General features: G+C 64.8%; 21 protein-coding genes. 9 read left to right on the forward strand and 12 right to left on the reverse strand.

The window, feature by feature from the left end:
- Positions 1 to 54: 54 nt before the first annotated feature.
- The 4 genes from ACSBOB_RS04955 (at position 55) to ACSBOB_RS04970 (ending at position 4,087) form a co-directional block, all read left to right on the forward strand.
- A complete protein-coding gene (locus ACSBOB_RS04955) occupies positions 55 to 1,689 on the forward strand; it encodes a molecular chaperone GroEL (RefSeq protein ID WP_442581353.1) in 1,635 nt (544 codons plus the stop codon).
- Positions 1,690 to 1,735: 46 nt separating this feature from the next.
- A complete protein-coding gene (locus ACSBOB_RS04960; RefSeq protein WP_442581354.1) occupies positions 1,736 to 2,779 on the forward strand; it encodes an NAD(P)-dependent alcohol dehydrogenase in 1,044 nt (347 codons plus the stop codon).
- Between the two features lie 136 nt (positions 2,780 to 2,915).
- A complete protein-coding gene (locus tag ACSBOB_RS04965) occupies positions 2,916 to 3,413 on the forward strand; it encodes a DUF1097 domain-containing protein (RefSeq protein ID WP_442581355.1) in 498 nt (165 codons plus the stop codon).
- A 233-nt stretch (positions 3,414 to 3,646) separates the two neighbouring features.
- Positions 3,647 to 4,087, forward strand: a complete 441-nt coding sequence (locus ACSBOB_RS04970) for a hypothetical protein (RefSeq protein ID WP_442581356.1) — start codon at positions 3,647 to 3,649, stop codon at positions 4,085 to 4,087.
- A gap of 122 nt (positions 4,088 to 4,209) precedes the next feature.
- On the opposite strand, the gene ACSBOB_RS04975 is transcribed toward ACSBOB_RS04970, so the two are convergent.
- The 4 genes from ACSBOB_RS04975 to ACSBOB_RS04990 all read right to left on the reverse strand — a co-directional run bounded on the left by ACSBOB_RS04975 (position 4,210) and on the right by ACSBOB_RS04990 (position 8,815).
- Positions 4,210 to 6,279: a sigma-54-dependent Fis family transcriptional regulator gene (locus ACSBOB_RS04975; protein WP_442581357.1), complete on the reverse strand. Its 2,070-nt coding sequence runs from the start codon at positions 6,277 to 6,279 to the stop codon at positions 4,210 to 4,212.
- An 88-nt stretch (positions 6,280 to 6,367) separates the two neighbouring features.
- Positions 6,368 to 6,841: a hypothetical protein gene (locus ACSBOB_RS04980; protein WP_442581358.1), complete on the reverse strand. Its 474-nt coding sequence runs from the start codon at positions 6,839 to 6,841 to the stop codon at positions 6,368 to 6,370.
- Between the two features lie 206 nt (positions 6,842 to 7,047).
- The gene (locus ACSBOB_RS04985) at positions 7,048 to 8,166 is read right to left on the reverse strand and encodes a Gfo/Idh/MocA family protein (RefSeq protein ID WP_442581359.1); all 1,119 of its coding nucleotides are present in this window, start codon (positions 8,164 to 8,166) and stop codon (positions 7,048 to 7,050) included.
- On the reverse strand, positions 8,159 to 8,815 hold the full coding sequence (locus ACSBOB_RS04990) for a TetR/AcrR family transcriptional regulator (protein ID WP_442581360.1): 657 nt from the start codon (positions 8,813 to 8,815) through the stop codon (positions 8,159 to 8,161). Before ACSBOB_RS04990 ends, ACSBOB_RS04985 begins: the two co-directional genes overlap by 8 nt.
- 161 nt (positions 8,816 to 8,976) lie before the next feature.
- Between ACSBOB_RS04990 and ACSBOB_RS04995 the strand changes: the two genes are divergently transcribed.
- The 5 genes from ACSBOB_RS04995 to ACSBOB_RS05015 all read left to right on the forward strand — a co-directional run bounded on the left by ACSBOB_RS04995 (position 8,977) and on the right by ACSBOB_RS05015 (position 14,486).
- Entirely contained in the window at positions 8,977 to 9,996 is a 1,020-nt protein-coding gene (locus ACSBOB_RS04995) for an LLM class flavin-dependent oxidoreductase (protein WP_442581361.1), read from the forward strand.
- A gap of 90 nt (positions 9,997 to 10,086) precedes the next feature.
- Positions 10,087 to 10,329: a helix-turn-helix domain-containing protein gene (locus ACSBOB_RS05000; protein WP_442581362.1), complete on the forward strand. Its 243-nt coding sequence runs from the start codon at positions 10,087 to 10,089 to the stop codon at positions 10,327 to 10,329.
- A 42-nt stretch (positions 10,330 to 10,371) separates the two neighbouring features.
- Positions 10,372 to 10,911 carry a glutathione peroxidase gene (locus tag ACSBOB_RS05005; protein ID WP_442581363.1) on the forward strand — a complete coding sequence of 180 codons (540 nt, stop codon included), beginning with the start codon at positions 10,372 to 10,374 and terminating at the stop codon, positions 10,909 to 10,911.
- A 321-nt stretch (positions 10,912 to 11,232) separates the two neighbouring features.
- Complete coding sequence (locus ACSBOB_RS05010) at positions 11,233 to 13,647, forward strand: GcvT family protein (RefSeq protein WP_442581364.1); 2,415 nt, start codon at positions 11,233 to 11,235, stop codon at positions 13,645 to 13,647.
- 161 nt (positions 13,648 to 13,808) lie between these two features.
- Positions 13,809 to 14,486, forward strand: a complete 678-nt coding sequence (locus ACSBOB_RS05015; RefSeq protein WP_442583638.1) for a TetR/AcrR family transcriptional regulator — start codon at positions 13,809 to 13,811, stop codon at positions 14,484 to 14,486.
- On the opposite strand, the gene ACSBOB_RS05020 is transcribed toward ACSBOB_RS05015, so the two are convergent.
- From ACSBOB_RS05020 to ACSBOB_RS05055, 8 genes are all read right to left on the reverse strand, one after another.
- Positions 14,384 to 14,701, reverse strand: coding sequence for a trimethylamine methyltransferase family protein (locus ACSBOB_RS05020; protein WP_442583639.1), 318 nt, complete (start codon positions 14,699 to 14,701; stop codon positions 14,384 to 14,386). The genes ACSBOB_RS05015 and ACSBOB_RS05020 overlap by 103 nt on opposite strands.
- A gap of 68 nt (positions 14,702 to 14,769) precedes the next feature.
- Positions 14,770 to 16,800 (reverse strand): CocE/NonD family hydrolase, encoded by a 2,031-nt coding sequence (locus ACSBOB_RS05025; RefSeq protein WP_442581365.1) that lies wholly within the window; start codon positions 16,798 to 16,800, stop codon positions 14,770 to 14,772.
- Between the two features lie 23 nt (positions 16,801 to 16,823).
- The gene (locus ACSBOB_RS05030) at positions 16,824 to 17,819 is read right to left on the reverse strand and encodes an ABC transporter ATP-binding protein (protein WP_442581366.1); all 996 of its coding nucleotides are present in this window, start codon (positions 17,817 to 17,819) and stop codon (positions 16,824 to 16,826) included.
- On the reverse strand, positions 17,816 to 18,802 hold the full coding sequence (locus ACSBOB_RS05035; protein WP_442581367.1) for an ABC transporter ATP-binding protein: 987 nt from the start codon (positions 18,800 to 18,802) through the stop codon (positions 17,816 to 17,818). Before ACSBOB_RS05035 ends, ACSBOB_RS05030 begins: the two co-directional genes overlap by 4 nt.
- On the reverse strand, positions 18,799 to 19,644 hold the full coding sequence (locus tag ACSBOB_RS05040; RefSeq protein WP_442581368.1) for an ABC transporter permease: 846 nt from the start codon (positions 19,642 to 19,644) through the stop codon (positions 18,799 to 18,801). Before ACSBOB_RS05040 ends, ACSBOB_RS05035 begins: the two co-directional genes overlap by 4 nt.
- A 19-nt stretch (positions 19,645 to 19,663) precedes the next feature.
- On the reverse strand, positions 19,664 to 20,611 hold the full coding sequence (locus tag ACSBOB_RS05045) for an ABC transporter permease (RefSeq protein ID WP_442581369.1): 948 nt from the start codon (positions 20,609 to 20,611) through the stop codon (positions 19,664 to 19,666).
- A 53-nt stretch (positions 20,612 to 20,664) separates the two neighbouring features.
- Entirely contained in the window at positions 20,665 to 22,221 is a 1,557-nt protein-coding gene (locus tag ACSBOB_RS05050) for an ABC transporter substrate-binding protein (protein WP_442581370.1), read from the reverse strand.
- A gap of 193 nt (positions 22,222 to 22,414) precedes the next feature.
- The gene (locus ACSBOB_RS05055) at positions 22,415 to 23,407 is read right to left on the reverse strand and encodes a dipeptidase (protein ID WP_442581371.1); all 993 of its coding nucleotides are present in this window, start codon (positions 23,405 to 23,407) and stop codon (positions 22,415 to 22,417) included.
- Positions 23,408 to 23,496 lie beyond the last annotated feature (89 nt).

The raw sequence follows: 23,496 nt of genomic DNA on the forward strand, positions 1-23,496 counted from the left end.
CCCTTGCATGAGGCCCCTAACCAACAAGCCGCCCGTAAGGCGGAAGGAGGAACCATGCCCAAGATAATGCTCCACAATTCGGAAGCCCGCCGGGCGCTGGCGCGCGGTGTTGGCCGGCTGGCCGCCGCGGTCGAGCCGACGCTCGGCCCCAAGGGCATGAACGCCATGATCGACCGGCCGATCGGCACGCCGATGGTGACGCGTGACGGCGTCAGCATCGCCTCGGAAATCGAGCTGCACGACCGCTTCGAGAACATGGGCGCGCAGGTGGTGCGCGAAGTCTCGATGCAGACCAACGAGGTTGCCGGCGACGGCACGACCACGGCGATCGTGCTCGCCAACGCGCTCATCCAGGCAGGGATAGAGGCCAACGAGCGCGGCGCGAAATCCGTCGATCTGTGCAAGGGCATAGATCTGGCCGTCGCGGCGGTCGTCGCAGCGCTCAAGGCATCGGCCAAGCCGGCCAAGGGCAACGGCATCCTCGCTTCGGTCGCCAACATCGCGGCGACCAACGCCAAACTCGGCGCGCTGGTGGCGGAGGCCCATGAACGGGTCGGCGCCGACGGCGTCATCACCACCGATTTCAGCGTCACCACCGAGACCACGCTCGACGTGGTCGAGGGCATGTCGTTCGAGCGCGGTTATCTTTCCCACCACATGGTGACCGACCAGGAGAAGATGGAGGCCGTGCTGGAGCGGCCGCTGATCCTGATGACCGATCTGAAGATCCGGGAACCCGAGGCGCTCGACGCGGCCCGCCGCATCGCCGATGAAGCCGGGCGGCCGCTGCTGATCGTCTCGGAGGAGATGTCGCCGGAAGTCGTGGTGACGCTGCTCGGCAAGCAGGGGCCGGGGCGATATCTGGTCATCCATCCGCCGGAATATGGCCACTGGCGCAAGGCGATGATGGAGGATCTTGCGATCATCACCGGCGGCCGGGTCATTGCCCGCGATCTCGGCGGGCGGCTGGAAGACATTACCGCAGGCGATCTCGGCTCCGCCGACCGGGTGAAGACCAGTGCGTCGCATACCTCGATCATCCGCGGCGGCGGCGACCATGCGGCGATCGCGTCGCGCCGGGCGCAGGTGCAGCGGCAATACGAGAACGCCCCGCCCAACATCGAGCAGGACAAGCTGCGCGAGCGGCTGGCAAAGCTGTCGGGCGGCACCGCGATCCTCTATGCCGGCGGGGTCACGCCGGTCGAGCAGAAGCGCACCATCCAGTTGATCGAGGATTCGCTGAATGCCGTGCGCGCCGCTTCCGAAGAGGGCGTGGTCGCCGGCGGCGGCTCGGCGCTGGCGCAGATCGCGCCGCGGCTCGACCAGGTGGCGGCAGGCGTCGACGGCGACGTGGCGGAAGGCGTACGCCTGGTCAGGTCGGTTCTGTCGCGGCCGCTGCGGCGCATCGCAACCAATGCCGGCGCCGATGCGGAGGCTGTCGTCGCGGAAGTCACCCGCGTCAATGGCGGCTATGGCTACAATGCGTCGACCGGCAGCTACCAGAACATGTTCGAGGCCGGCATCGTCGACCCGGTGCGCGTCACCTACACCGCGCTGGCCAACGCCGCTTCGGTGGCGACGCTGATCCTCACCACCGAGACGCTGATCGGCGACCTTGCCGAGGACGAGGAGGACCCGACTGCCGGCCCGGCGCGCGGCGGCGGCTCCGAAAAACTCGGCCGCGCCTGAGCCGCCATTTCCACCGGACCGATTCCGACATTGAGAGGATGCCACGATGAAAGCTGCCAGACTTTACGAATACGACCCGAAGATGAACGTCCAGCTCAGGATCGAGGAGGTGAAGGCGCCCACCATCACGGCGCCGGACGAGGTTATCGTCCGGGTGGGGGCAGCCGGCCTCTGCCGCACCGATCTCCACATCATCGAGGGCGTGTGGAAGCCGACCATGGATCCGGGCGGCACGCTGCTGCCCTACATCATGGGCCACGAGAACGCCGGCTGGGTCGAGGAGGTCGGCAGCGGCGTGAAATCGGTGAAGCGCGGCGACGCCGTGATCTGCCATCCGTTCCGTTCCTGCGGCATCTGCCTCAACTGCCGTCATGGTGAGGACATGTACTGCGACAACGGCATGTTCCCCGGCCTCGGCATGGACGGCGGCTTCGCCGAATATTTCATCACCAGCGAGCGCTCGCTGATAAAACTCAACGCCAACATCACGCCGATCGAGGTCGCGCCGCTGGCCGACGCTGGGATCACCGCCTACCGCGCCGCCAAACGCGCCGCCAAGATGCTCAGGCCGGGAAGCTATTGCGTCCTGCTTGGGATCGGCGGCCTCGGCCACATCGCGCTGCAGTCGCTGCATGCGATCTCGGGCTGCCGCATCATCGCCGTCGATCGCGAACCGGCTGCACAATTGCTGGCCAAGGATCTGGGAGCCGACTTCGTGCTCGACGGCGGGCCGAACGTCATCGAGGAGGTCAAGCAGATCACCGGCGGCGGCGCGCATGTGGTCATCGACTTCGTCGGCGAACTGGGTGTCGAGAACATCTGCTGGAAGATGGTGCGCAAGGGCGGCCAGCTCTTCGTCGTCGGCTATGGCGGCCAGGTCAACGTGCCGACCGCGCATCTGGTCATCGAGGAGATCAACATAGGCGGCAGCCTGGTCGGCAATTTCACCGAGCTGGTCGAACTGATGGAACTCAATGCCGACGGCAAGGTGAAGATGCACTACACCGAATACAACCTCGCCAGCATCAACACCGCGCTCGACGATTTCAAGAACCGGCGTTTTACGGGGCGTGGGGTCATCGTTCCCTGAAGCATTTGCCTCGGTTGCGGCGTGGTGGAGGTGCCACGTCGCCGCCAAGCCTTGGTTGTTGCGTGTCGGGACGTCTGACGAAGCGCGATCCCAAAACGAGTTCTTTGCTTCGCAGTCTGGAAAACGGGAGGGCAACATGGATCTTGTTACAGGCTTGGCCATCGTCATCGGCATCATGGGCGGCATCGCGACATGGGCGGCGATTACCATCGGCAGTCCGTATCTGCTGATCTGGGCGGTATTTGTCGGCTGGGGGAGTTTTTATCACTGCGGCGGCAAGGAAGCCGGGCTCAGGAATTCGGCGGTTGCGAACCTCTGGGGCGCGATCTGCGCCGCCGTCGCGTTGATAGCCCTGACATCCATCGGCGTTACGGCACTCGCTGCCGGCATCTGCGTCGGCATTTCAATCATAGTGCTCATTCTCGCCGCCAAGCTCCCGTTGCTGAGCGCCATTCCGTCCGGGGTCTATGGCTACGCAACGACCGCCGCGCTTTTCCTGCTTGGCGCGGCCACCTATGGCGAGGGTGCCAGCGGTATCATCAAGGTTGCGGCCGCCGTGGTGATTTCGCTGATCGTCGGCAACATCCTCGGCTATGTCTCCGAGAAAGTGACTGGCGCCGTCGTAAAGAGCTGACCATGCCTGACAGGCTCCGCCCGAAGCGACTTCAAGCGACCAGCTTCCCCCCACCCCGTGGCCTGATGCGGCGAGGTTTTTTGCTGTGGGAACCGTTATACCAACGGTTCCAATCTCCGGCCGTTGTGCTTCTGCGGTCAAAGCTTATGCCCACTGGCGTCGACGAGATATAGGAAAATAATCCTTGTTCTTTTCCGCCTCTCTGCTATTGTGCTTTCCGAACGGAGGCTGGAATGGACCGCGCGGAACGCGAAAATGAGCAGGAGACGCTGAAGGGCATCGCAGCGGTGCTGCTCAAGCTGGCCGTTCTGGCCGAGTTCCTTTGCGTTCTGCCGCTCTGGATTCGCGTTCCGGTGCTGGCGCTCTTGCGGCCGGCCGAGGCCGTTGCGCGGGCGTTTGCTATCGAGCGGGCTGGCGGCGCGCTTGCCTTGCCCCCGGCTGCGGTCGGCGATGCCGATGGCTGCGCCGAGGCTTTGTGGCTCGCCCGCTGCTTCCGCGCGCTGGCCGTCGTCTTCGGCGGCTTGCAGGGTTTTTTCGCCTGGCTGCGGCTGTTTCGCGGCGGGCCGAACCGGCGTCTTGTGCAAAGCGGATCGGCGATGGCGTGGCAGGATCACGCAATGAGGGCGCGGCGCGCAATGGGTTTCGGCAGGGCGTGGCGGATCGATACGTCGTGACCGATGGACGGCACGCCCGGTTTGACGTGTTGAGGATTCGAACGCCATCCGCCTGGTGCGCTTGGCGGTAGCGGCGTTGGTGTTCCGATTCAAATGGCGGTCAACGTTAAACGTCGTCGGTATCAGACAAACCCGCGACGGATGCCGTATTGGTCGAGCTTGCGGTAGAGCGTCGGCCGGGAGATGCCGAGCCGCCGCGCGACCCTGCTGAGGTTGCCGCCCTCCGCTGCGAGCGCGTTCTTCATCATCTGGCGTTCGGCGTCGACCAGGGTGCCTTCGAGCCTTTCGGCGGTGACGTCGCCCCAGTAGTTCGGCGCGGCTTCCTGCCTGGAACCCGATGCAGTCAGTTCTGCGGGCAGGTCGCGCAGTCCGACGTCGCGGCCATGGGCCAGCACATGCAGCCGTTCGACCAGGTTCTTCAATTCGCGGACATTTCCCGGCCAGTGATAGGCAAGCAGCGCATCGAGCGCGTCGTTGGAAAAGACCAGCGGCTCACCGCCGGTCAGCGCTGCGATCCGCCGGTTGAAGTGCTCGGCCAGGAGCGCAACGTCGTCGCCGCGCTCGCGCAGCGGCGGGACTTTGATCGAGACCGCGCCGATCCTGTAGTAGAGGTCGCTGCGGAAACGCCCCGCGGCGACTTCCTGCTTCAGGTCGCGATTGGTGGAGGCGACCAGGCGGACGTCGACCGCCCGGCCCCGGCTGTCGCCGATCCGGTGGACGACGCGCTCTTCCAGCACCCGCAGCAGAAAAGGCTGTATTTCCAACGGCATCTCGCCGACCTCGTCGAGGCTGAGGACGCCGCCGCTGGCCTGTTCGAAGACCCCGGGCTTGCCTTCGCGCGAGGCGCCGGTGAAGGCGCCCGCCACATGGCCGAACAATTCGCTGCCGAACAATTCCCGGGTGATCGCGCCGCAGTTCATGGCGACGAACGGATCGTTGGCCGTGCGCCGGCTGCCGGCATGCACCAGCCTTGCGAAAAGCTCCTTGCCGACACCCGTCTCGCCCTCGATCAGCAGGGAGGTCACGCCGTTGGAGCAGGCGACGCGGCAGGCGGCATCGACGGCCGACAACAGCGCCTCGCTTTCGCCGACGATCATCGCCGCGGCGTCGCGGAGCGGCTTGTCGTCCTGGCGGCCGGTCGTGGCCGTGATGATCGGCGCGGAGGGGAAGACCAGGGCCGCGCCGCCGAGGCTGCCATCGAGCTTGAGCGGCGTGATATGGCAGGACCGAAGATGCGGCGGCAGCGCCTTGGCGAGGTCTGCATCTGAGCCTGACGATGGAAGGTTGAGCAGCCAGCGCCCACGGCCCGGTTCTATCGGACCATCCGTCATGTCGGTCGATTCGCCGTCGGGCACGTTGTTGCAGAAGATCGCCCGGCCGCGGTGGTCGACGATCACCAGCCCGTCCTTGCGGCGGTAGTTGGGCGCTGACGCGATGAAAGCCTCAAGCAGGCGGGTGCGCCGCTCCTGCTGCTGCTCGGCCAGCGCCTTCTCGATCTGCCGGGCGGTGGCGGCAACGAGCGCCGTGTTGTGCGGCCGGAAGATCGGCGAGTAGCCCGAAAGGTCGACGACGCCGATGATCTTGCCATCCAGCGGGTCGCGGATCGGCGCGCCGGCGCAGGTCCACGACTTGATGCCGGCGCAGAAATGCTCGGCCGCATGCACGAAGATCGGCTCGCCGGTCCACAGCGCGGTGCCGATGCCGTTGGTTCCGACCGAATCCTCGTTCCACTTGCCGCCGATGGCGAGGTGAATGTCCATGCCGTCATGCAAGGTCTTCTTGTCGCCGATGGCGTCGATCAGCACGCCGTCGCTGTCGGCCAGCACCAGCATCGCGCCGGTGCCATCCAGCAACTGGCCGAGCGAGGCGAAGGACCGCCGCGCCGCCGCGAGCAGTTCGGCGTTGGCGCGCGTCAGATATTCGATCTCGTCGCGGTCGCTGTTGAGGGGAGCTTCTATGCCTTGCGCGTTGATGCCGCCGGAGGCACTGCGATACCACGAATCGTGGATCAGCGAGCGAACATGGACCGGATCGCGGGCGCATTTCGGTTCGTCGGCGAGAAAACTCTCCCACGCGCGCATGGTGGCGCGTTCGTCATAGTCGATGAGGTCAAGAACAGATGCCGCAGCCAGCGGGGCGCTGACGGAATGGCTGTCGATCTTCATGGGGCGTGTGCCGATCTCGCGTTTCATTCAGTCATTCTGCAACCTTCGAGGCATGTCAGTGCTGTATGCTGTCGTGAGCCGGATCTCTCTCGAATGACGCTTCTCGCGAGATCCGTCAGGCAATGCCGAGTTTTTCGCCGATCTCGGCGGCAAGCTGCTCTTCCGTGCGGCCACCGTCGAGGCGCGCACCGTCCAGTTCGATGAGCGCCTCGGCCACGCTATCCGCGACCGGCGCAAAGAAGCCGTTCTGCTTCGTGGCGAGCACGAACACCTGCTCGCCGTCCCTGTGGCGGATGTCGCCGATATGATGGAGTTGACGGCTGGTGTTGCGGTCGACCGAAATCACCCGGCCGTTCATGGTGACGCGGATCGACGGATCGGCCTCGGCGGCGACCGGCGAACCGCCGCCGACATGGATGATCAATCCCTCGGCCTTCGGTTGCTGGCGCGGCTTCCGCATGGCGGAATAGCCGCCGCCGCTGATCTGGTCGGCGATACGCTCGATGGTCGGGCGGTTCTGCTCGATCAAATGCTTGACCTGAGCGTCCTCGCGGCGCGGACCATCACGCTTGGAAATGATCTCGACCATGAATCCTCCCAGATTCGCTGGGCTCCGCCATCGGCGCAGCCCCTTTCTTCTTTTCGTTGCACGGACCCTACACCCTCTCCGCGCGGTCCGCCATTGGTAGCAGGTAGCACCGAAATTCAGGCAAATGGTAGCAGGTGGCTGCTACATCGAATTTTAGGAATTCCGGCGCTTTCACTACCAGGGCCGGACGGACAACGTCACCTTGTTCAATCGTTGGGTTGCGGCGAGGTGCGGCGTCCGCTGGCGGCCGACGATTCCACGGCCGCGATGATACGATGCACCTCCACCGCGTCATCGAAGCTTGGCGCCGTCCGGGTGCCGGTGCGCAGGTCCGCGGCCATCTTGGCATAGACGCGGGCCACGTTGCCGACCACGGGATCGTCCGACAAGCCGGAGCGGTAGGAGGCGGGCACTTGCAGCGGACGCAGTTCCTTTTCGTCGCCCCTGGCGCCCTCGATCGAAAGCGGCACCATCTGTGCGTGGCCGGACGGGCCGGTGATGCGGATGTCGCCCTCGGTGCCGTTGATCTCCCAGACGAGACCGACACCGCGTGCCTGCCCGCCGCGATAATGAATCGAGACCGGTGCGCCGCCCGCGAGCACGCCGCTCACCAGCACCTGGTCGGGCGCGGTCATCGGCAGCGTCTCGCCGGTGTCGCTCGCGAAGACCCGGCGGCGGCGCGTGGCCAGCACCGCCGACAGGTCCGCGACGTCGCCCAGCACCTCGCGCAACGCCGCAAGCGTGTGGCCGAGCGGGATGCTCAGCATGGTGGCGCCGTTGGCCCGGTCGAGCAGGTAGGCGCCGATTGCCTTGCTGTCGATCGCCGCGCCCCAGCCGCGTCCTCTCGCCGTCAGCGTCGTCGACAGCACCTCGCCGACGAAACCCTCCGCGATCAGTTCGCTGAGATAGCCTATCTCCGGGGCGACACGCGCCTGCGTTCCCACCACCCCGACGACGCCTCTCGCCTTCGCTAGGGCAGCCATTTCTTCAGCCTCGGCAAGGCCGTTGCCGAGCGGCCATTCGCAATAGACGTGCTTGCCGGCATCGATGGCGGCCTTCACCAGATTCAGATGATGCGGCACCTTCACCGTGACGGCGACGATGTCGACGTCGGGCGAGGCGACGAGGTCGGCCACGCCGTCGAAGGCCCGCGGGATGCCCGTCGCCGCGGCGGCGGTCTCGGCGCTGGCACGGCTGGTGTTGGCAATGCCGGCGATCTCGAAGTCGTCCGGCAATGCGCGGAGTGCCGGAACATGGGCGCGCGCCGCCCAGCTCCTTCCCGGCTGCAGGCCCACGATACCCACCCGGAAACGCGGTTCAGCCATCGATAGCGTCCTCCGTTGTCGGGATCGTGCCCACCTCGCGGTGTCTTGGCGGCGGGCGATCCGAATTCTTCTCCAGATAGCCTTGCGCAAAGATCTCGTTCAGCGCCGAGGGGCTTGTGCCGCAGGCCTCAGCCCGATTGAGCACCCAGGCTATGCCGATCGCGGCCAGAAACAGGTCGTTGGCGGTTACTTGCCTGCGGGCATGGCCTTCACGCTGGGCCTGTTCCAGGAATTCGGCCGTTATCGAGACGAGCGTCTGGCAAGAGAGCGCGAGCGGCGAGGCCCGCTCCTTGACCGCGGCAAGCACTGGCGCCGGCAATCCGTTGAAGGTCCGCAGATAGTCCTGCAGCGCCTCCAGCCATGCACCGAGCGCCGCGCCGGAATTCACGATCGCGCGAGCCGAATGCGCCTGCTTGAGCAGTTCAGCCTGCCGGTCCCGCAGCGCGGCCGCAAGCAGAGCCTCGCGGGAGGGGAAATGACGGTAGAGCGTGCCGGCCCCGACCCCGGCTTCCCTGGCGATTTCCTCAAGCGACGCGGAGATGCCGTGCGAGGCGAAGTGGCGCATCGCGACATGCAGCACCTTTTCGCGATTGCGCCGCGCATCCGCCCGCAATTCGGGTCGCTCTTCGCTCAGGACGTCGGTGGTCATGGCGATCTGCCTGCCGCTTTGGATTGACACAATATGGAGGCAGCCTCCATATAGCGTCAAGAGAAATGGAGATGGCCTCCGGTTTCTCGGCGATCAACGGCCCAAAACCTCGTCGCGCGACATCAGCCCGTAGGTTGCCGGCCCATCCGGGAGTCACTTTCATGACGCCGTTGTCCATCCTGGAACTCGTCCGCGTCACCGAGGAAACCGATGCGCGCGGTGCGCTCGACAATGCCCGCGACCTTGCCGCGCATGCGGAAGGCCTGGGTTATCGCCGCATCTGGGTGGCGGAGCATCACAACATGCCGGGCATCGCCAGCGCCGCGACATCGATCGTGCTTGCCCATATCGCAGCGGGAACGAAAACGATCCGTGTTGGCGCCGGCGGCATCATGCTGCCCAACCACGCGCCCTATGTGATCGCGGAGCAGTTCGGCACGCTGGCACGGCTGTTCCCGGGCCGGATCGACCTTGGGCTCGGCCGTGCGCCGGGCACCGACCAGATGACGCTGCGTGCTTTGCGCCGCGCACCCGAAAATGCCGACAATTTCCCGCAGGACGTGCTGGAACTTCAGGCCTTCCTGGCGCCCGCAGGTCCGAACCAGCGCATCCAGGCGGTGCCCGCGGCAGGGACCGAGGTGCCGTTGTGGATTCTCGGATCGAGCAATTTCGGGGCGATGCTGGCCGGCGAGCTTGGGTTGCCCTATGCCTTCGCCTCGCATTTCGCGCCGGAACTGCTCCTCCCGGCGCTGCAGATCTACCGCGCCCGCTTCAAGCCGTCCGAACAGCTTGAGCGACCTTATGCGATGGTCGGCGTGAACATCATCGCCGCCGAGACCGACGCCGCCGCGCGCCGGCTGGCGACGACGCAGCAGATGTCCTTCGCCAGCATCTTTCGCGGCGAACGGGGCTTGAGCCAGCCGCCGATCGATGACATCGAGACCTACTGGTCGCCGATGGAGAAGATGCAGGCGACGCGGATGCTCGAGCGTTCGATCATCGGCTCGCCCGACACGGTCCGCGCCGGCATGGAGGCGCTGGTCGAAGAAACCGGCGCCGATGAACTGATCGTCGTGTCCGACGTGTATGACCATGCCTTGCGGCTTCGTTCGTTCGAACTCATTGCCGCCGCGGCAGGGATCGAAGCCGGAGGACGGCGGGTTCTGGCCGCAGCCGGCTGACCTGAAGCCGATCACGGAAGCAGGAGTTCATTTCGTTGGAGGCTGGCGTTCGGATTTCGCCTTGAGACTACCAGTATGACGGAGATACCCATGTCGAATGCAGGAAAAGACTATACGCTTCCAGACGCCGTGGCGGCGTCGGTCGCCGCGGGAACCAACATCGTGAGGGCGTTGCGGGAATCGATGGGTTACAGCATCGAGGATCTGGCGGTGACCTGCGGGCTGGCGATCGACGAGATCAGCGCGATCGAGGCGGGCGAAGATGCCGATCCGGCGCGGTTGCACAGGATTGCGTCCTCGCTTGGCCTGCCCGAATATGCGCTGTCTGCCTGAAGAATCAGCCTCCGCCATCCGCTTCGAAAGAAGAGCCGCAAAATGACCGTATCCCTCTACGATATCCCGCTGGCACGCCTCGACGGCACGCCGTCATCGCTTGCCGACCATGCCGGCAAGGTGCTGCTGGTCGTTAATGTCGCCTCCAAATGCGGCCTGACGCCGCAATATGAGGGGCTGGAATCGCTCTACCGCACCTACCAGGACCGCGGCCTTGTCGTGCTCGGTTTTCCGGCCAACGACTTTGGCGGGCAGGAACCCGGGACGGAAGCCGAGATCGGCGAATTCTGCCGCTCCGTCTACGGGGTCGAATTCCCGATGTTCGCCAAGATCGCGGTGACCGGGCCCGACAAGCATCCGCTCTACAAGGCTTTGATCGCGGCGCACCCAGAGGCCGAATTCAACCCGGACAGCAGGCTCCTCAAGCAGCCGCCGCGGACGGCTGACCCGGGTGGCATCCATTGGAATTTTGAGAAGTTCCTGGTCGGCCGTGACGGCGCGGTGGTCGCCCGTTTCGCGCCGGACACCAAGCCCGAGGACGAGACGGTCGTGCGGGCCATCGAAACCGCGCTCGCCGCTTGAAGCGCGACTGAACGCGGCCTCTGTGCCGCATTCCCCAGACTTTCGGACGAAAGACCCGGCGACCGCAACCGGCGCGTCCAACTACAGCGCCTCATCGTCGTTCGCCATGTCGATGCCGCTCGGGCAGAAGCGGTCTCCTGCTTGCGTTGCCTTGAAGCTTTGCTTCGGAGGCTCCACGGCCAGTATTATACCTCGTGCCATCCCGGCCACCCTTTCACGAGGAATCACCCCAACTCGTCGTGATGCGTCGCTCGTGGCTCAGACCCAATGGACACAAGTGTCCATTGGGTCTACGCTGGACGCCTTCGAGCGGGGGAAGCGATGAAATCTCACTATCGGGCGGTGGTGATCGGCGGTGGCGTGGTCGGCGCCTCGGTGCTCTATCACCTGGCGAAGTTCGGCTGGACAGACGTCGTGCTGATCGAGCGCGAGGTGCTGACCGCAGGCTCCAGTTGGCATGCGGCGGGCGGCTTCCACGCGCTCAACGCCGATCCCAACATCGCCGCGTTGCAGGCCTATACGATCGATCTCCTGTCGGAACTGGAGACGGAATCGGGCCAGAGCGTCGGCATGCATATGACCGGCGGCATATCCGTCGCCTCCGCGCCCGAGCGCTGGGAATGGCTGCAGGCGTCGTATCGGATATTCCAGACCATGGGCATCGACGACGTACACCTGATCGGTGCCGACGAGATCAAGGTGCGCTGCCCGATCCTCAATACCGACGGTCTGCTCGGCGGGCTGTATGCCGCGCGTGAAGGGCATATCGACCCGTCCGGCGTCGTCCACGCCTATGCGAAGGCGGCGCGGGTGCGCGGCGCCGAGATCGTCGAGCACAATCGCGTGCTCGAACTCCAGCGCCGACCGGACGGGCACTGGAACGTCGTCACCCAGCAAGGCACGGTCGTTGCCGAGCATGTGGTGAACGCCGCTGGCCTGTGGGCGAAGCAGGTCGGGCGCATGGCAGGGATCGACCTTCCCGTCTCGCCGATGGAGCATCACTATCTGGTAACGGAGACGATCCCGGAAATCCAGGCGCTCGATCATGAATTGCCGCTGATCGTCGATCTCGAGGGCTTCACCTACATGCGCCAGGAGCAGAAGAGGCTGCTGCTCGGCATCTACGAAGTCGACCACAAGCACTGGAACATGGACGGTGCGCCGTGGGATTACGGCATCGAGCTGATCCAGGAGGATACCGACCGGATCGCCAACGAACTCGCGCTCGGCTTCCGCCGCTATCCATGCCTGGAGCGCGTGGGCGTCAGGCGATGGGTGAACGGCGCGTTTACCTTCTCGCCGGACGGTAATCCGCTGGTGGGGCCGGTACGCGGGGTGCCCAACTATTGGGTCGCCTGTGGTGTCATGGCCGGTTTCCTGCAAGGCGGCGGCGTCGGCAAGTCGCTTGCCGAATGGATGATCCACGGCGAGCCGGCGGCCGACGTCTACGGGATGGATATTGCCCGTTACGGCGATTTCGCCTCCAATCGCGAATACATCAAGCAGACGACAGGCCAATTCTATTCGCGCCGTTTCGTCATGAGCTATCCCAACGAGCAACTGCCGGCGGGCCGTCCGCTGAAGACGGCCGGCGCCCATGACGCGATGAATGCGGCCGGCGCCCGCTGGGGCGTGTCGTGGGGCATGGAAGTGCCTCTCTACTTCGCGCCGGAAGGATTTGTGGAAAAGCCGACGCTCAAGCGTTCCAACGCCTTCGACATCGTCGGGGCGGAAGCGCGTAGCGTACGCGAGAGCGTCGGACTGCTCGATATCACCGCCTTCTCGCGTTACGAGATTACCGGGCCTGGCGCCGCGAAATGGCTTGACCGGATGCTCGCCTGTGCGCTGCCGAAGCCTGGCAGAGCCAGACTGGCGCCGATGCTGGGCGAAAACGGCAAGCTCAAGGGCGATCTCACCGTATTCAACTGGGGCGACGGCACCTGGTGGCTGATGGGGTCCTATTACCTCCGCCAATGGCACATGCGCTGGTTCGAGGGACATATGTCCGAGGGCGTGGCAGTGCGCGACATCTCCGACGACATCGTCGGTTTTGCCCTGGCTGGGCCCAATTCGCGCAAGCTGCTGGAGCGCGTGACGCATCAGGACGTCTCGAATCAGGAGTTCGGTTTCCTGGCCTGCAAGAGCCTCGACGTTGGTCTTGTCCGTGCGCGGGTGGGGCGGCTGTCGGTCACCGGCGAACTCGGCTACGAAATTCATTGCCGGGCGAACGAGCATGCGGTGCTGCGACGCGTCCTGATGGACGCCGGGCGCGACCTGGAGATAGCCGAGTTCGGTTTTGCCGCGCTCAATGCGCTGCGGCTGGAGAAGAGTTTTGGCATCTGGTCGCGCGAGTTCAAGCAGGACTATACGGCGGCGGAAACCGACATGGATCGCTGGATCGCTTTCGACAAGCAGGATTTCATCGGCCGCGACGTGGCGCTCAGGCAACGTGAGACCGGTGGCGCGGCGCGCGCGCTGGTGACGCTGGAGATCGATGCCGGGGATGCCGACGCCAGCGGCTATGAACCGGTCTGGCGGAAAGGCGAGTTGTCGGGTTTTATCACGTCGGGCGGCTATGGCCACACGATCGGCAAAAGCCTCGCCATGGCGCTCGTCGACCGCGACGCAGCCCTGGCCGGAACGGAACTCAAGACGCACATCGTGGGAGCCGAGCGAAGCGCGCGGGTGATCGCCGCCTCGCCATACGACCCCGAGGGCAGGAAATTGCGCGTCTGACCATCATGACGCATGTAAAGCCGTTGCGTTGGCGCGAGGATGGAAATATCCGTCGCAACCGCGTTCGGATATCCTGAGGTGGCTTGAACGGCTATCTTCGATGGAACAGCCTGGACTTCGGGCTTATTCCTGTTTTGTCTTTGGCCTGGTCAGGTTTCAGCATGTTGTCGGACCCTATTCTCGAAGAGGGAGCGCAGCGCTCCGGCCCGACGGGCAACGTCAAGGTGACCCGCGACGACTGGTTGAACCTTGCGCTGGAAACCCTGATCTCCGACGGGGTGGAAGGTGTCCGTATCCTGACCCTGGGGCAGCGGCTGGATGTGTCCCGCTCGAGCTTCTACTGGTATTTCAAGAGCCGCCAGGATCTGCTGGATCAACTGCTGGACTATTGGCGCAACAAGAACACCCGCTTCATCGTCGAACGCGCAAAGCGCCCCGCCGCGTCGATAACGCAGTCGGTTCTCAACGTCTTCGAGTGCTGGGTGGACGAATCGCTGTTCAACCCCCGGCTGGACTTCGCCATCCGCGCCTGGTCGAGGCAGTCCGCTGCCGTTCACAGGGTCGTCGACGAAGCCGACAATGAGCGCATCGACGGCATACGCGACATGTTCAGGCGCCACGACTACTCCGAAGAGGATGCGTTCGTGCGGGCGCGCGTGCTCTATTTCATGCAGATCGGCTACTACTCGCTGGAGATCGTCGAGCCCATGAGCAGCCGGCTCTCGCTTGTCCCCGCCTATCTCAGGAGTTTCACCGGCCAGGAACCCCGCGAGGGCGAAATGGAAGCGTTCGCGGACTTCGTCATGCAAACGACCTCAGGCAACGGTAAGGCAGCCTGACGGTGTCCGCCGCCCTCGGCGGTTCGCCGGGCAATTTGGTCGAGGATGTCCGCGGTCGCGGCGGCAGATGCCGGAGCCTGGAATTCCGACAGCCGCCGCTTCCAGACATCCACGGCGCGCTCGGTCGCGGTTCGAGCTCCCGACTGGGTCCAGTTTCCAAAATTCTGCCAGTCGGCGACGAGTCGTTCGTAGAACGCGCTCCGGTAGCGGCTCATCGTGTGCCGGGCAGCGGCTATTTCCCACACGACGCTTCCTCCGTTCTCAAGGGCCGAAAAATGCCGGTTCAGTTGAGGTCGCGCGGAAACTCCCTGGTCTCCTCGCGGTCGAGCACCAGTTCGCCGCCGGCATGCGCCACGAGATGGGTCTCCATCCGCCAGACGTGGCGCAGCGCGCGCACCGTTGCCGACACCGCGATGCGGGCGTTCCAGTCGCCCCGCGCGTAGGATTTCTGCCATGTGCACGTGCCCACTGCCGAGTTGGGATCGTCGGGATGCACGGTGAAGGTGTCGGTGTGCCTGGCCGCGATGATCATGCCGGTATGCGGATGCAGCACCGTGCCGCTATCGTTGACGACGATGTAGCTGGTTTGACCGGTGATCTGGTTCGTCACCACGTCGCGCCGGAAGGGCTCGGCCGGCTTGAGCACTTCCTGGGCCACGGGCTGCGCGCTTTCCGGTTCGTCGAAGGTGGGGAGTTGCGCATCCTGGGGCCGCGGCGCGCGCACGGGAAGGATCAGCCGGCTTCCGCCGCAATGGATCGACAGCGTCGCCTTCTCCGGTCCGGGGAACACGATCGGCCAGTGGGCGGTGGCGACGGCCAGCCGGATGCGCTGGCCCTTCTCGAAGCGCTGGCCGCAGCAGCGGAGTTTCAGGCGGATCGCTTCCGGCTTGCCCGGCGTCATTGGGGCGAGTTCGAGGTCGCCATGCCGGTGTGTGAGATTGAGTACGCCGTAGCTTACGCGGGCCGCGCTGCCGTCCTCCAACACCAGCGAGAGGGTTGCCGAAAGGATAGCCACCGGCTTGTCCGAGGCGAGCGTCACCTCGAACTCGGGAAAACCGAGGATTTCGATTGGCTCAGTGAGCGGCTCGGTTTCGAAGACGAGCGCGTTGCCGGCTTCCATGCGCTGGTCGACCGGCAAGGTCGGCAACACGCCGTAGCCACACCAGGCACCGGAGGAGACACCCGCCGTGGATGGCGAACATATGGTCAGGACGTCGTCGCTGCCGATATCAGGGGCGAGGCGATTGGGGGCGAGATTGAGCGCCAGCGAGCCCATGCCAGGCGCCGGCCATGCAGGCTCGGCCACCCAGCGGCCAGGGCGCTCGTCATAGATCGCCGCTGGCGGAGCTGGGTCCTGCATCCAGGCGCGCAGCATCGGCTCGTCGGCGATGCCGGTGTCGATGCCTTTCAGATGCTGGTCCCACCAGCGCAGGCATTCCTTCAGGAAACCCATGCGCGGTGCGGGCATCGCGAAATGCGGATATTTGTGGCCCCAAGGGCCGATCAGCCCCTTGCGCGGCCCAGGCAGGTTCTCGAGCAGGCGGAAAATCGGATTGGGATAACCGTCCGCCCAGCCGCCGACCGCGTAGACGGGGATCTCGATGTCCGAATAATGCTCGCACACCGAGCCGTGCTTGTAGAAATCGTCGCGGCGCTGGTGCTCGAACCAGTCCTGCATCCAGATGCCATTGCCGTTGAGGCGCCCTTCCCACATCTCGCGCCAGCGCTCGCCGACGAGTTGCGGATCGGGAGGCGTCATGGCGATCGCCCAGGCGGTGGTCCCCCACATGAGATTGTCGCACATCTGCGCGCCGCCGAGGTAATGGACGTCGTCATTGTAGCGATCGTCGGTGGAGCACAGCGAGACGACGGCCTTCAGCGCCGGCGGGCGGCGCGCCGCGACCTGCAGTCCGTTGAAGCCGCCCCAGCTGATGCCGATCATGCCAACCGTGCCCGAACACCAGGATTGCCCGGCCAGCCATTCGATGACAGTCAGGCAGTCGTCCTGTTCCTGCTTCAGATATTCGCCCTTGCAGATGCCCTCGCTGTCGCCGGTGCCGCGCATGTCGACACGGACACCTGCATAGCCATGGCCGGCGAAGTAGGGATGCGTCAGCGCATCACGTTCCACCGTTCCGTCCCGCTTGCGATAGGGCAGGTATTCGAGGATGGCCGGTACTGGATCAGCCTCGGAATCCTCGGGCAGCCATATCCGCGCGGCCAGCCTGATGCCGTCCGGCATCGGAATCCACAGGTTCTCGATCTCGCGCACCTTGCGTGGGAAATCGGTGACCACGCGGATATCCTTCATCATGCAATCCTTCAGTTCGGCGGCATTCAGAGTGCGGCAGGCAACCCGTCATTCAACGGGAAGTGGCAGGTGAGCCTGCTGGCGCCGACCATGAGAGGCGGCGGCGCAGTGGTCTCGCAAAGCTCGCGCACGAAGGGGCAGCGCGTATGGAATTCGCAGCCGGAAGGACGCGCCAGCAGCGACGGCACTTCCGCGGGCAGCGCGATCCGGTTGTGGACCTTGTCGGGATCGGGTTCGGGATTGGCCGACAGAAGCGCGGCCGTGTAGGGGTGCCCCGGCGCGTTGAAGATCGCCTCGGTCTCGCCTTCCTCGACGAAGCGGCCGAGATACATGACCGCCATGCGGTCGGCGATCTGCCGCACCACATGCAGATTGTGCGTGATGATCAGCATCGACAGGCCCATGCGGTCGCGCAGGTCGTTGAGCAGGTTGAGCACCTCGCCCTGGACGGAGACGTCCAGTCCTGCCGTCGGCTCGTCGGCGATGATCAGGACAGGGTCGAGTGCGACGGCCCGCGCAACGCCGACGCGGCGCGCCTGACCGCCCGAGAGCTGATGCGGGTAGCGGTCGGCGAAGTCGAGCGGCAGCCCGACCAGCGCCAGCAAGCGCGCGACTTCCGCATTCAGGTCGCGCTGCGAAAGGCCATGGATCACGAACGGCTCGGCAAGCATCGAGCGTACGCTCAACCTCGGCGACAGCGATCCGACCGGATCCTGAAACATCATCGACATCCGTCGACGGATGGGTTTCCAGTCGGAGCTGGAGAGGTCGCGCAACGCGCGGCCTTCGAAATGGATCGAGCCTGCCGCAGTTGCCTGAAGGCCGTTTAGGGCGCGCGCCAGCGTGGTCTTGCCCGAGCCGGATTCACCCACCAGCGCAAAGGTGCGGCCCCGCTCCAGCGTGAAGCTGACGCCGGATACGGCCTCGATCTCGTCGGCGCGCCCCGCCAGCGACGCCATGAAGCCACCGATGCGAAAACGCACGCGCAGGTCGCTGACCGAGAGCAGGGCGTCCTTCGTCACGGCCGGGTTTCCATGGAATGCGGCGCATCGGCATGCCAGCATCGGGCGATGTGGCCACCGCCGATGACGGCATCGGGCGGCGTGGTGTCGCAGACCGCGTCGGCGCGTTCGCAGCGCGGCTTGAACACACAGCCGGTCGGCCGCCGGCGAAGGTCGGGAAGGGTGCCTGGAATTGTCGGCAGCCGCGGCTCGCGGCGCGACAATCGCGCTGGATCGCATGCCATCAGCTTGCGCGTGTAGGGATGACGGGCATTGTGGAAAATGTCCCGCGTCGAGCCGCTCTCGACGACCTCTCCGGCGTACATGACGATCATCTCGTCACAGAGTTCGGCGATCACGCCCAGGTGATGCGAGATGAAGAGGACGGAGCAGCCGATCTGTCCCTGCAACTCCTTCAGAAGCTCGATGATCACCACCTCCAGCGTTGCGTCGAGGGCGGTCGTCGGCTCGTCGGCGATCAGCAGCGAGGGTTCCATCATCAGCGCCATGGCAATCGCGATGCGCTGCTTCATGCCGCCCGACAATTCGTGCGGAAATTGCGCCAGCCGCCGTTCCGGGTCGGGAATGCGGACCTTGCGCAGCATGGCGAGGGAGCGGGCATCCTTTTCCCGCCGCGATAGGCCGGAGCGGTACTGGATGTCGCGCATTTGCCGGCCGACCGACAGGACCGGGTTCAGCGCGCCCATCGGATCCTGGAACACGGTGGCGATCTTTAGGCCGCGCAGGCCGCGCATCCCCGGCCTGTCGAGCTGGGCCAGATCCTGGCCGTCCTCGAAGAGGATTCTGCCGGACGACACCTCGCCATTGTCTGCCAGCAGGCCCAGGATGGCGTTGATCAGCGTCGACTTTCCGCAACCGGATTCGCCCACCACGCCGACGATGCGGTTGGCCGGCACGCTGAGGCTCACCTGTTTCAGCGCCTCGATCCGTCCACCTTCGGTGCGGAAATCGACGCAGAGGTCCTTGATGTCGAGAACCGTCATGCGCGCGCCTTCAATCTCGGGTCGAACACGTCGCGCAGCGTCTCGCCGAGGAAGGTGAATCCCAGGGTCGTCAGCACGATCGGCAGGCCGCCGGCGATCACGATCCAGTAGGAATCGCGGATGTTGACAAAGCCGTCGTTGAGGATCGAGCCCCAGCTCGGCGTCGGCGGGCGAACGCCGAGGCCGAGGAAACTCAGCCCCGCCTCGATCGCGATCACCACGGGGATGTCCATCGAGGCCAGGATGAGGATCGGGCCGACCACGTTGGGAAGGATGTGGACGAAGAGGATGCGCCCCGTCCCGGCTCCCATCGAGCGCGCAGCCATCACATGCTCGGCCGATTTCAGCACGAGCGTTTGCGTGCGGATGATGCGGGCGTAGCCGGGGATGCTGACCAGTACGACGACCACCACGACCGCAAGCAGCGAAGGACCGGTGATGGTGACCAGCGTCAGCGCCAGCATGACGGTCGGAAAGCTCTTCACCGCATCGAACATCAGCAGCAGCAGACTGTCGAGCCAGCGCGGACCATAGCCCGCTATGAGCCCGAGGACGATGCCGATGACGAGGGAGACGCCCGTCGCCCCAAGTGCGATCGCCAGGGCGATGCGTCCGCCGTGCAGCACGCGCGAAAAAAGATCCCGCCCAAGGTGATCGGTCCCCAGCAGATGTTGAAAGCTGGCGGGCGCGAAACGGTCGGCCGGGACGAGCTTGGTTGGAGAGTAGCCGGTCAGCACATTTGCCAGCAGCGCCGAAAGCACGACCAGCACGACCAAGGTCAGCCCGATCGCGCCCAGCGGCTCGCGCAGGATGCGCCTGACGAGGCGCTTCGCCCCCGCCAACCGGTCCCTGCGGGGCCGGTCAATCAAAGCTTGATCTGACACGGGGATCCAGGGCGCCGACCAGAATGTCGGCCGCTACGTTGACGACGACGAAGAAGACCGTGGTCACCAGCACCGCGCCGGTGACGATCGGATAATTGCGCACCGAGATCGCCTCGTAGACGAGCTTGCCGATGCCCGGACGGGCAAAGACGATCTCCGCGAAAACCGAGGAGGAAAGCATGTGGCCGATGCCGACGCCAAGCAGCGTGATCGTCGGCAGGATCGCGATGCGCAGGGCGTAGGTGTAAGTAATGCGCCGCTCGGTCAGCCCGAAGGCGCGGGCAGTCCGGATATGACTGGCCTCGAGCGTCTCCAGCATCGAGGCGCGCACCATGCGTGCGATGTAGCCGACCCAGCCGACGCCCACCGCTAGCGACGGCAATATCAGATGCCGCAACTGGCTGAGCGGATTTCCGGGCTCGCCGGCGCCGATGGCCGGCAACCACTGGAGGGCCACGGCGAACACCAGCAGGGAATAGATCGCTATGACGAAGGAGGGGACCGCGATGACCGCGACCGAAAGCACGCCGATGACCTGATCGACGAACCCGCCGCGCTTCACCGCCGCTATGCAGCCCAGCGGCACGCCGAGCAACACCGACCACGAGATGCCGCCGACGATCAGCGCCAGCGTAAAGGGTAACTGCTCCAGGACCACGGTCAGCACCGGCCGGTTGGACAGCACCTCGGTTCCCAGATCGCCGCGGAATATCGACAGGTAGAACTTCACGAACTGCAGCCAGACAGGCTGGTCGAGGCCCATGCGGACCCTGAGCGCCTCGATCATCTCGGGCGTCGCCCGGGGACCCAGCGCAACGGACGCCGGGTCTCCGGGGATCAGATAGACCATGGCAAAGATCATCATCATCGCGACGCTGACGATGATGATGCCCAGCCCCAGTCGGTTGAGTGCATAGCGGAGCATTTCAGACCCTGTCCAGGCTGCTCCGGCAAGCGACGACCTTGCTGGGCATCAGGTCACGCCGGCTTGAAATCCGCGAAGTTGGGTTCTCCGTTCGGCCGCAAGCCCGCGACGGTGCTGTTGCGATGCATGACGCCGGTCACCTCGTGCGTGAGGAAGACGTAGCAGCCACTTTCCTCCATCAGGTCCTGCATCTTCTTGTACATCGTATCGCGCTTGGCCGGGTCGAGTTCGACCTTGCCTTCGACGACGAGCTTGTCGAACTCCTCGCTGTCGAAGCTCTCCCAGTTCCAGACGCCGATCTGGCTGCGGGTGAACCACTCCGTCGCCCAGCTCGGATCGGGCTGCATCGAGAAGCGCTGGACGATCATCTGCAGCTTCTTGGAGTATTCGTTCTCCTTGGAGCCGAGCGTCCAGAATGTGCCGCTGTCGTTCTGCTTGATCTCGACGTTCAGGCCGACCTCCTGGAGGTTCGCCTGAATGACCTGCGCCGCGCTCAGCCGCTCGGTCTTGTTGAGGATGTCGAGCGTCACCGTGGCGCCGCTCAGCCCGGCCGCTTCGATCATCTGCTTCGCGCGCTCGGGATCGTAGTTGTAGAGGTTCGCGTCGCGATGACCGGGCAAGCCCGGCGCGATGATGCCGGTCGAAGGTGCCGCGGCACCAAAATAGGCAGCATCGACGACGGCCTTGCGGTCGACCGCATATTGGATGGCGCGGCGCACGTCCGGATTGTCGAAGGGCGCGACGGCCTTGTTCATGCCGAACCAGACGAAGGCCAGCGAAGGCTTCTCGACGACCGTCGTGTTGGCCGGCGGCGTCTGCTTCAGCCGCGTGACCGAAGAGACCGAGGTCCAGGTGTAGTCCAGGTCGCCGGCCTCGTAGCCGAGTTCGGCGGTCTTCTCGTCCTCGATGGGATGGATATGGACCTCCTCGTAGAAGCCCGGCTCGTACTTCCAGTCCGGATTGCGCACGAGCACCGTGCGCTGCTTCGGCAGCCACTCCTTCAGGAGGTAGGGGCCTGACTGGGCGACCGGCTTCACGCCGATCTTGCCGCCGGCTTCGGTGACGGCGCGCTTCGAGAGGATCGTTCCCGAAGGCGTAGGCAGCGTCGACGTCCATAGCGGGGCGAACGCCTGGCTGAGATGGATCAGGCCGGAGAGCTTGTCCTTGACCTCCACTTCCTTCAACGTAGCCCAGTCGCCGGCATAGGGCGACGCCATTGCAGGATCGGCGAGGCGTTCGATGGAGAACTTGACGTCTTCCGCCGTCATCTGGCCGAACCCATCGGTGAAGCCGATGTTGTCGCGCAGCTTGAAGGCGATGGTCAGCGGGTCGAGCTGGTCGATGGTCTCCACCGCCATCGGCTTCCATCCCCAGGTGTCGCCGGACGTCGCCACGACGAGACCGGCGAAGATGATGTTCGTGATGTCGGCTTCGGGCGCGGCCAGCCGGAACGCCGGATCGAGGACTTGAATGTCGGCGTAGGAGCGCACCTTCAGGATCGAGGCCTGTGCCTGCGATCTCTGTGGGTAGATCAGCGAGGCTAAGCTCAACGCCCCGGCGCCTGCGAGCACCGTACGCCGCGAAACGGTCGTGTTGGCAAATCTGGTCATGTTCACCCTCTCTGTTTTATGTGCTTGCGCACTTTGTTTGGCGGCCGTGCGCCCCAGGCCGGAACCGCTTCATAGACCTAGCCTGCGCATTCCGGACACACATGTCCAGTGAAAAAACCGTCACCGGCCATGCGTGCAAGGAGCCTTGCCCGGCCCATCGAAAGGCATCGGCACCATACGCCGTCGCCGGCCACTATTTCCATATTTCGCGGGCCAGGCGCATGAAATTGCCGCCCATGATGTCGCGCACCGCGCGCTCCGGTTGCCCGCGGCGAAGCAGGACATCGATCAGTTCCGGCATCTGGGCAGGGGTCGAATAGGTCGTCGCTCCCTCCGGATACTCGTTCTTGGGCCAGAACTGCGGGTTGTCGGTGATGATGCGGTCTATGCCCGCGACATCGACCGGAAAGGCGTAGTCCAGTCCGATGCCGACATGACGCGGACCGACCAGGTCGACGAGATATTCGATGTGGTCGGCGAGCCTTTCGGAATCCGTCCGGCCTTCTCCCAGGAAGCGGTTGAGCCCGACGATCGCGATGATGCCGCCGGTGCGGGCGCATGCCTTGATCTGCTCGTCCGTGATGTTGCGGCCGTGACCGCACAGCGCCTTCGGGTTCGAATGCGAGAAGATGGTCGGCCTGTCCGTATACTCCATCGCCTCCATGCTGGTGCGGTAGCCGGTATGGGTGACATCGACGAACAGTCCCAGGCGGTTCATCTCGTCGATGACCTGGCGGCCGAACGCGGTGAGCCCCGTATCAGCGTCATGGCAGCCGCCGCCGGCAAGATTGTTGCGATTGTAGGCAAAGAGGATCTGCCGGACGCCGAGCCGGTGATAGAACTCCACCATCTCGATGCGTCCGTTCAGCGCGTTCATGCCTTCGATGTCGAAGGTGATCGCCAGCTTGCCCTCGGCCTTCGCTGCGAGGATTTCATCGACCGACGACACCAATGCGTATTCCGCCGGGTGTTCGAGTATCCAGTGGCGGAAATAGGCGAGCGTCGCGACCGTTTTTTCCCAGGGCAGCAGATCGAAGCCGACATCGACCGAGAGATAGTTCACGCCGGCATCGCGCCATATCTGAAGATTGCGAAGGTCCGCGGCGGGGTCCGGCATGAAGCCCGAATGCGCGTCCCAGATGACTTCGCTGTCGAGAAGGGACTGTGCCTTGGTGCTGACGCTCATGCTTTTCTCGCTTGTCATCGATATCTGGACAAAGGTGTACATTTCGCCGCAAACGACGGTCAAGCAAACCGGCAATCGCCAGCGCCCTG

The sequence above is a fragment of the Mesorhizobium sp. KACC 23794 genome, assembly GCF_052180275.1.
Classification (GTDB): Bacteria; Pseudomonadota; Alphaproteobacteria; order Rhizobiales; family Rhizobiaceae; genus Kumtagia.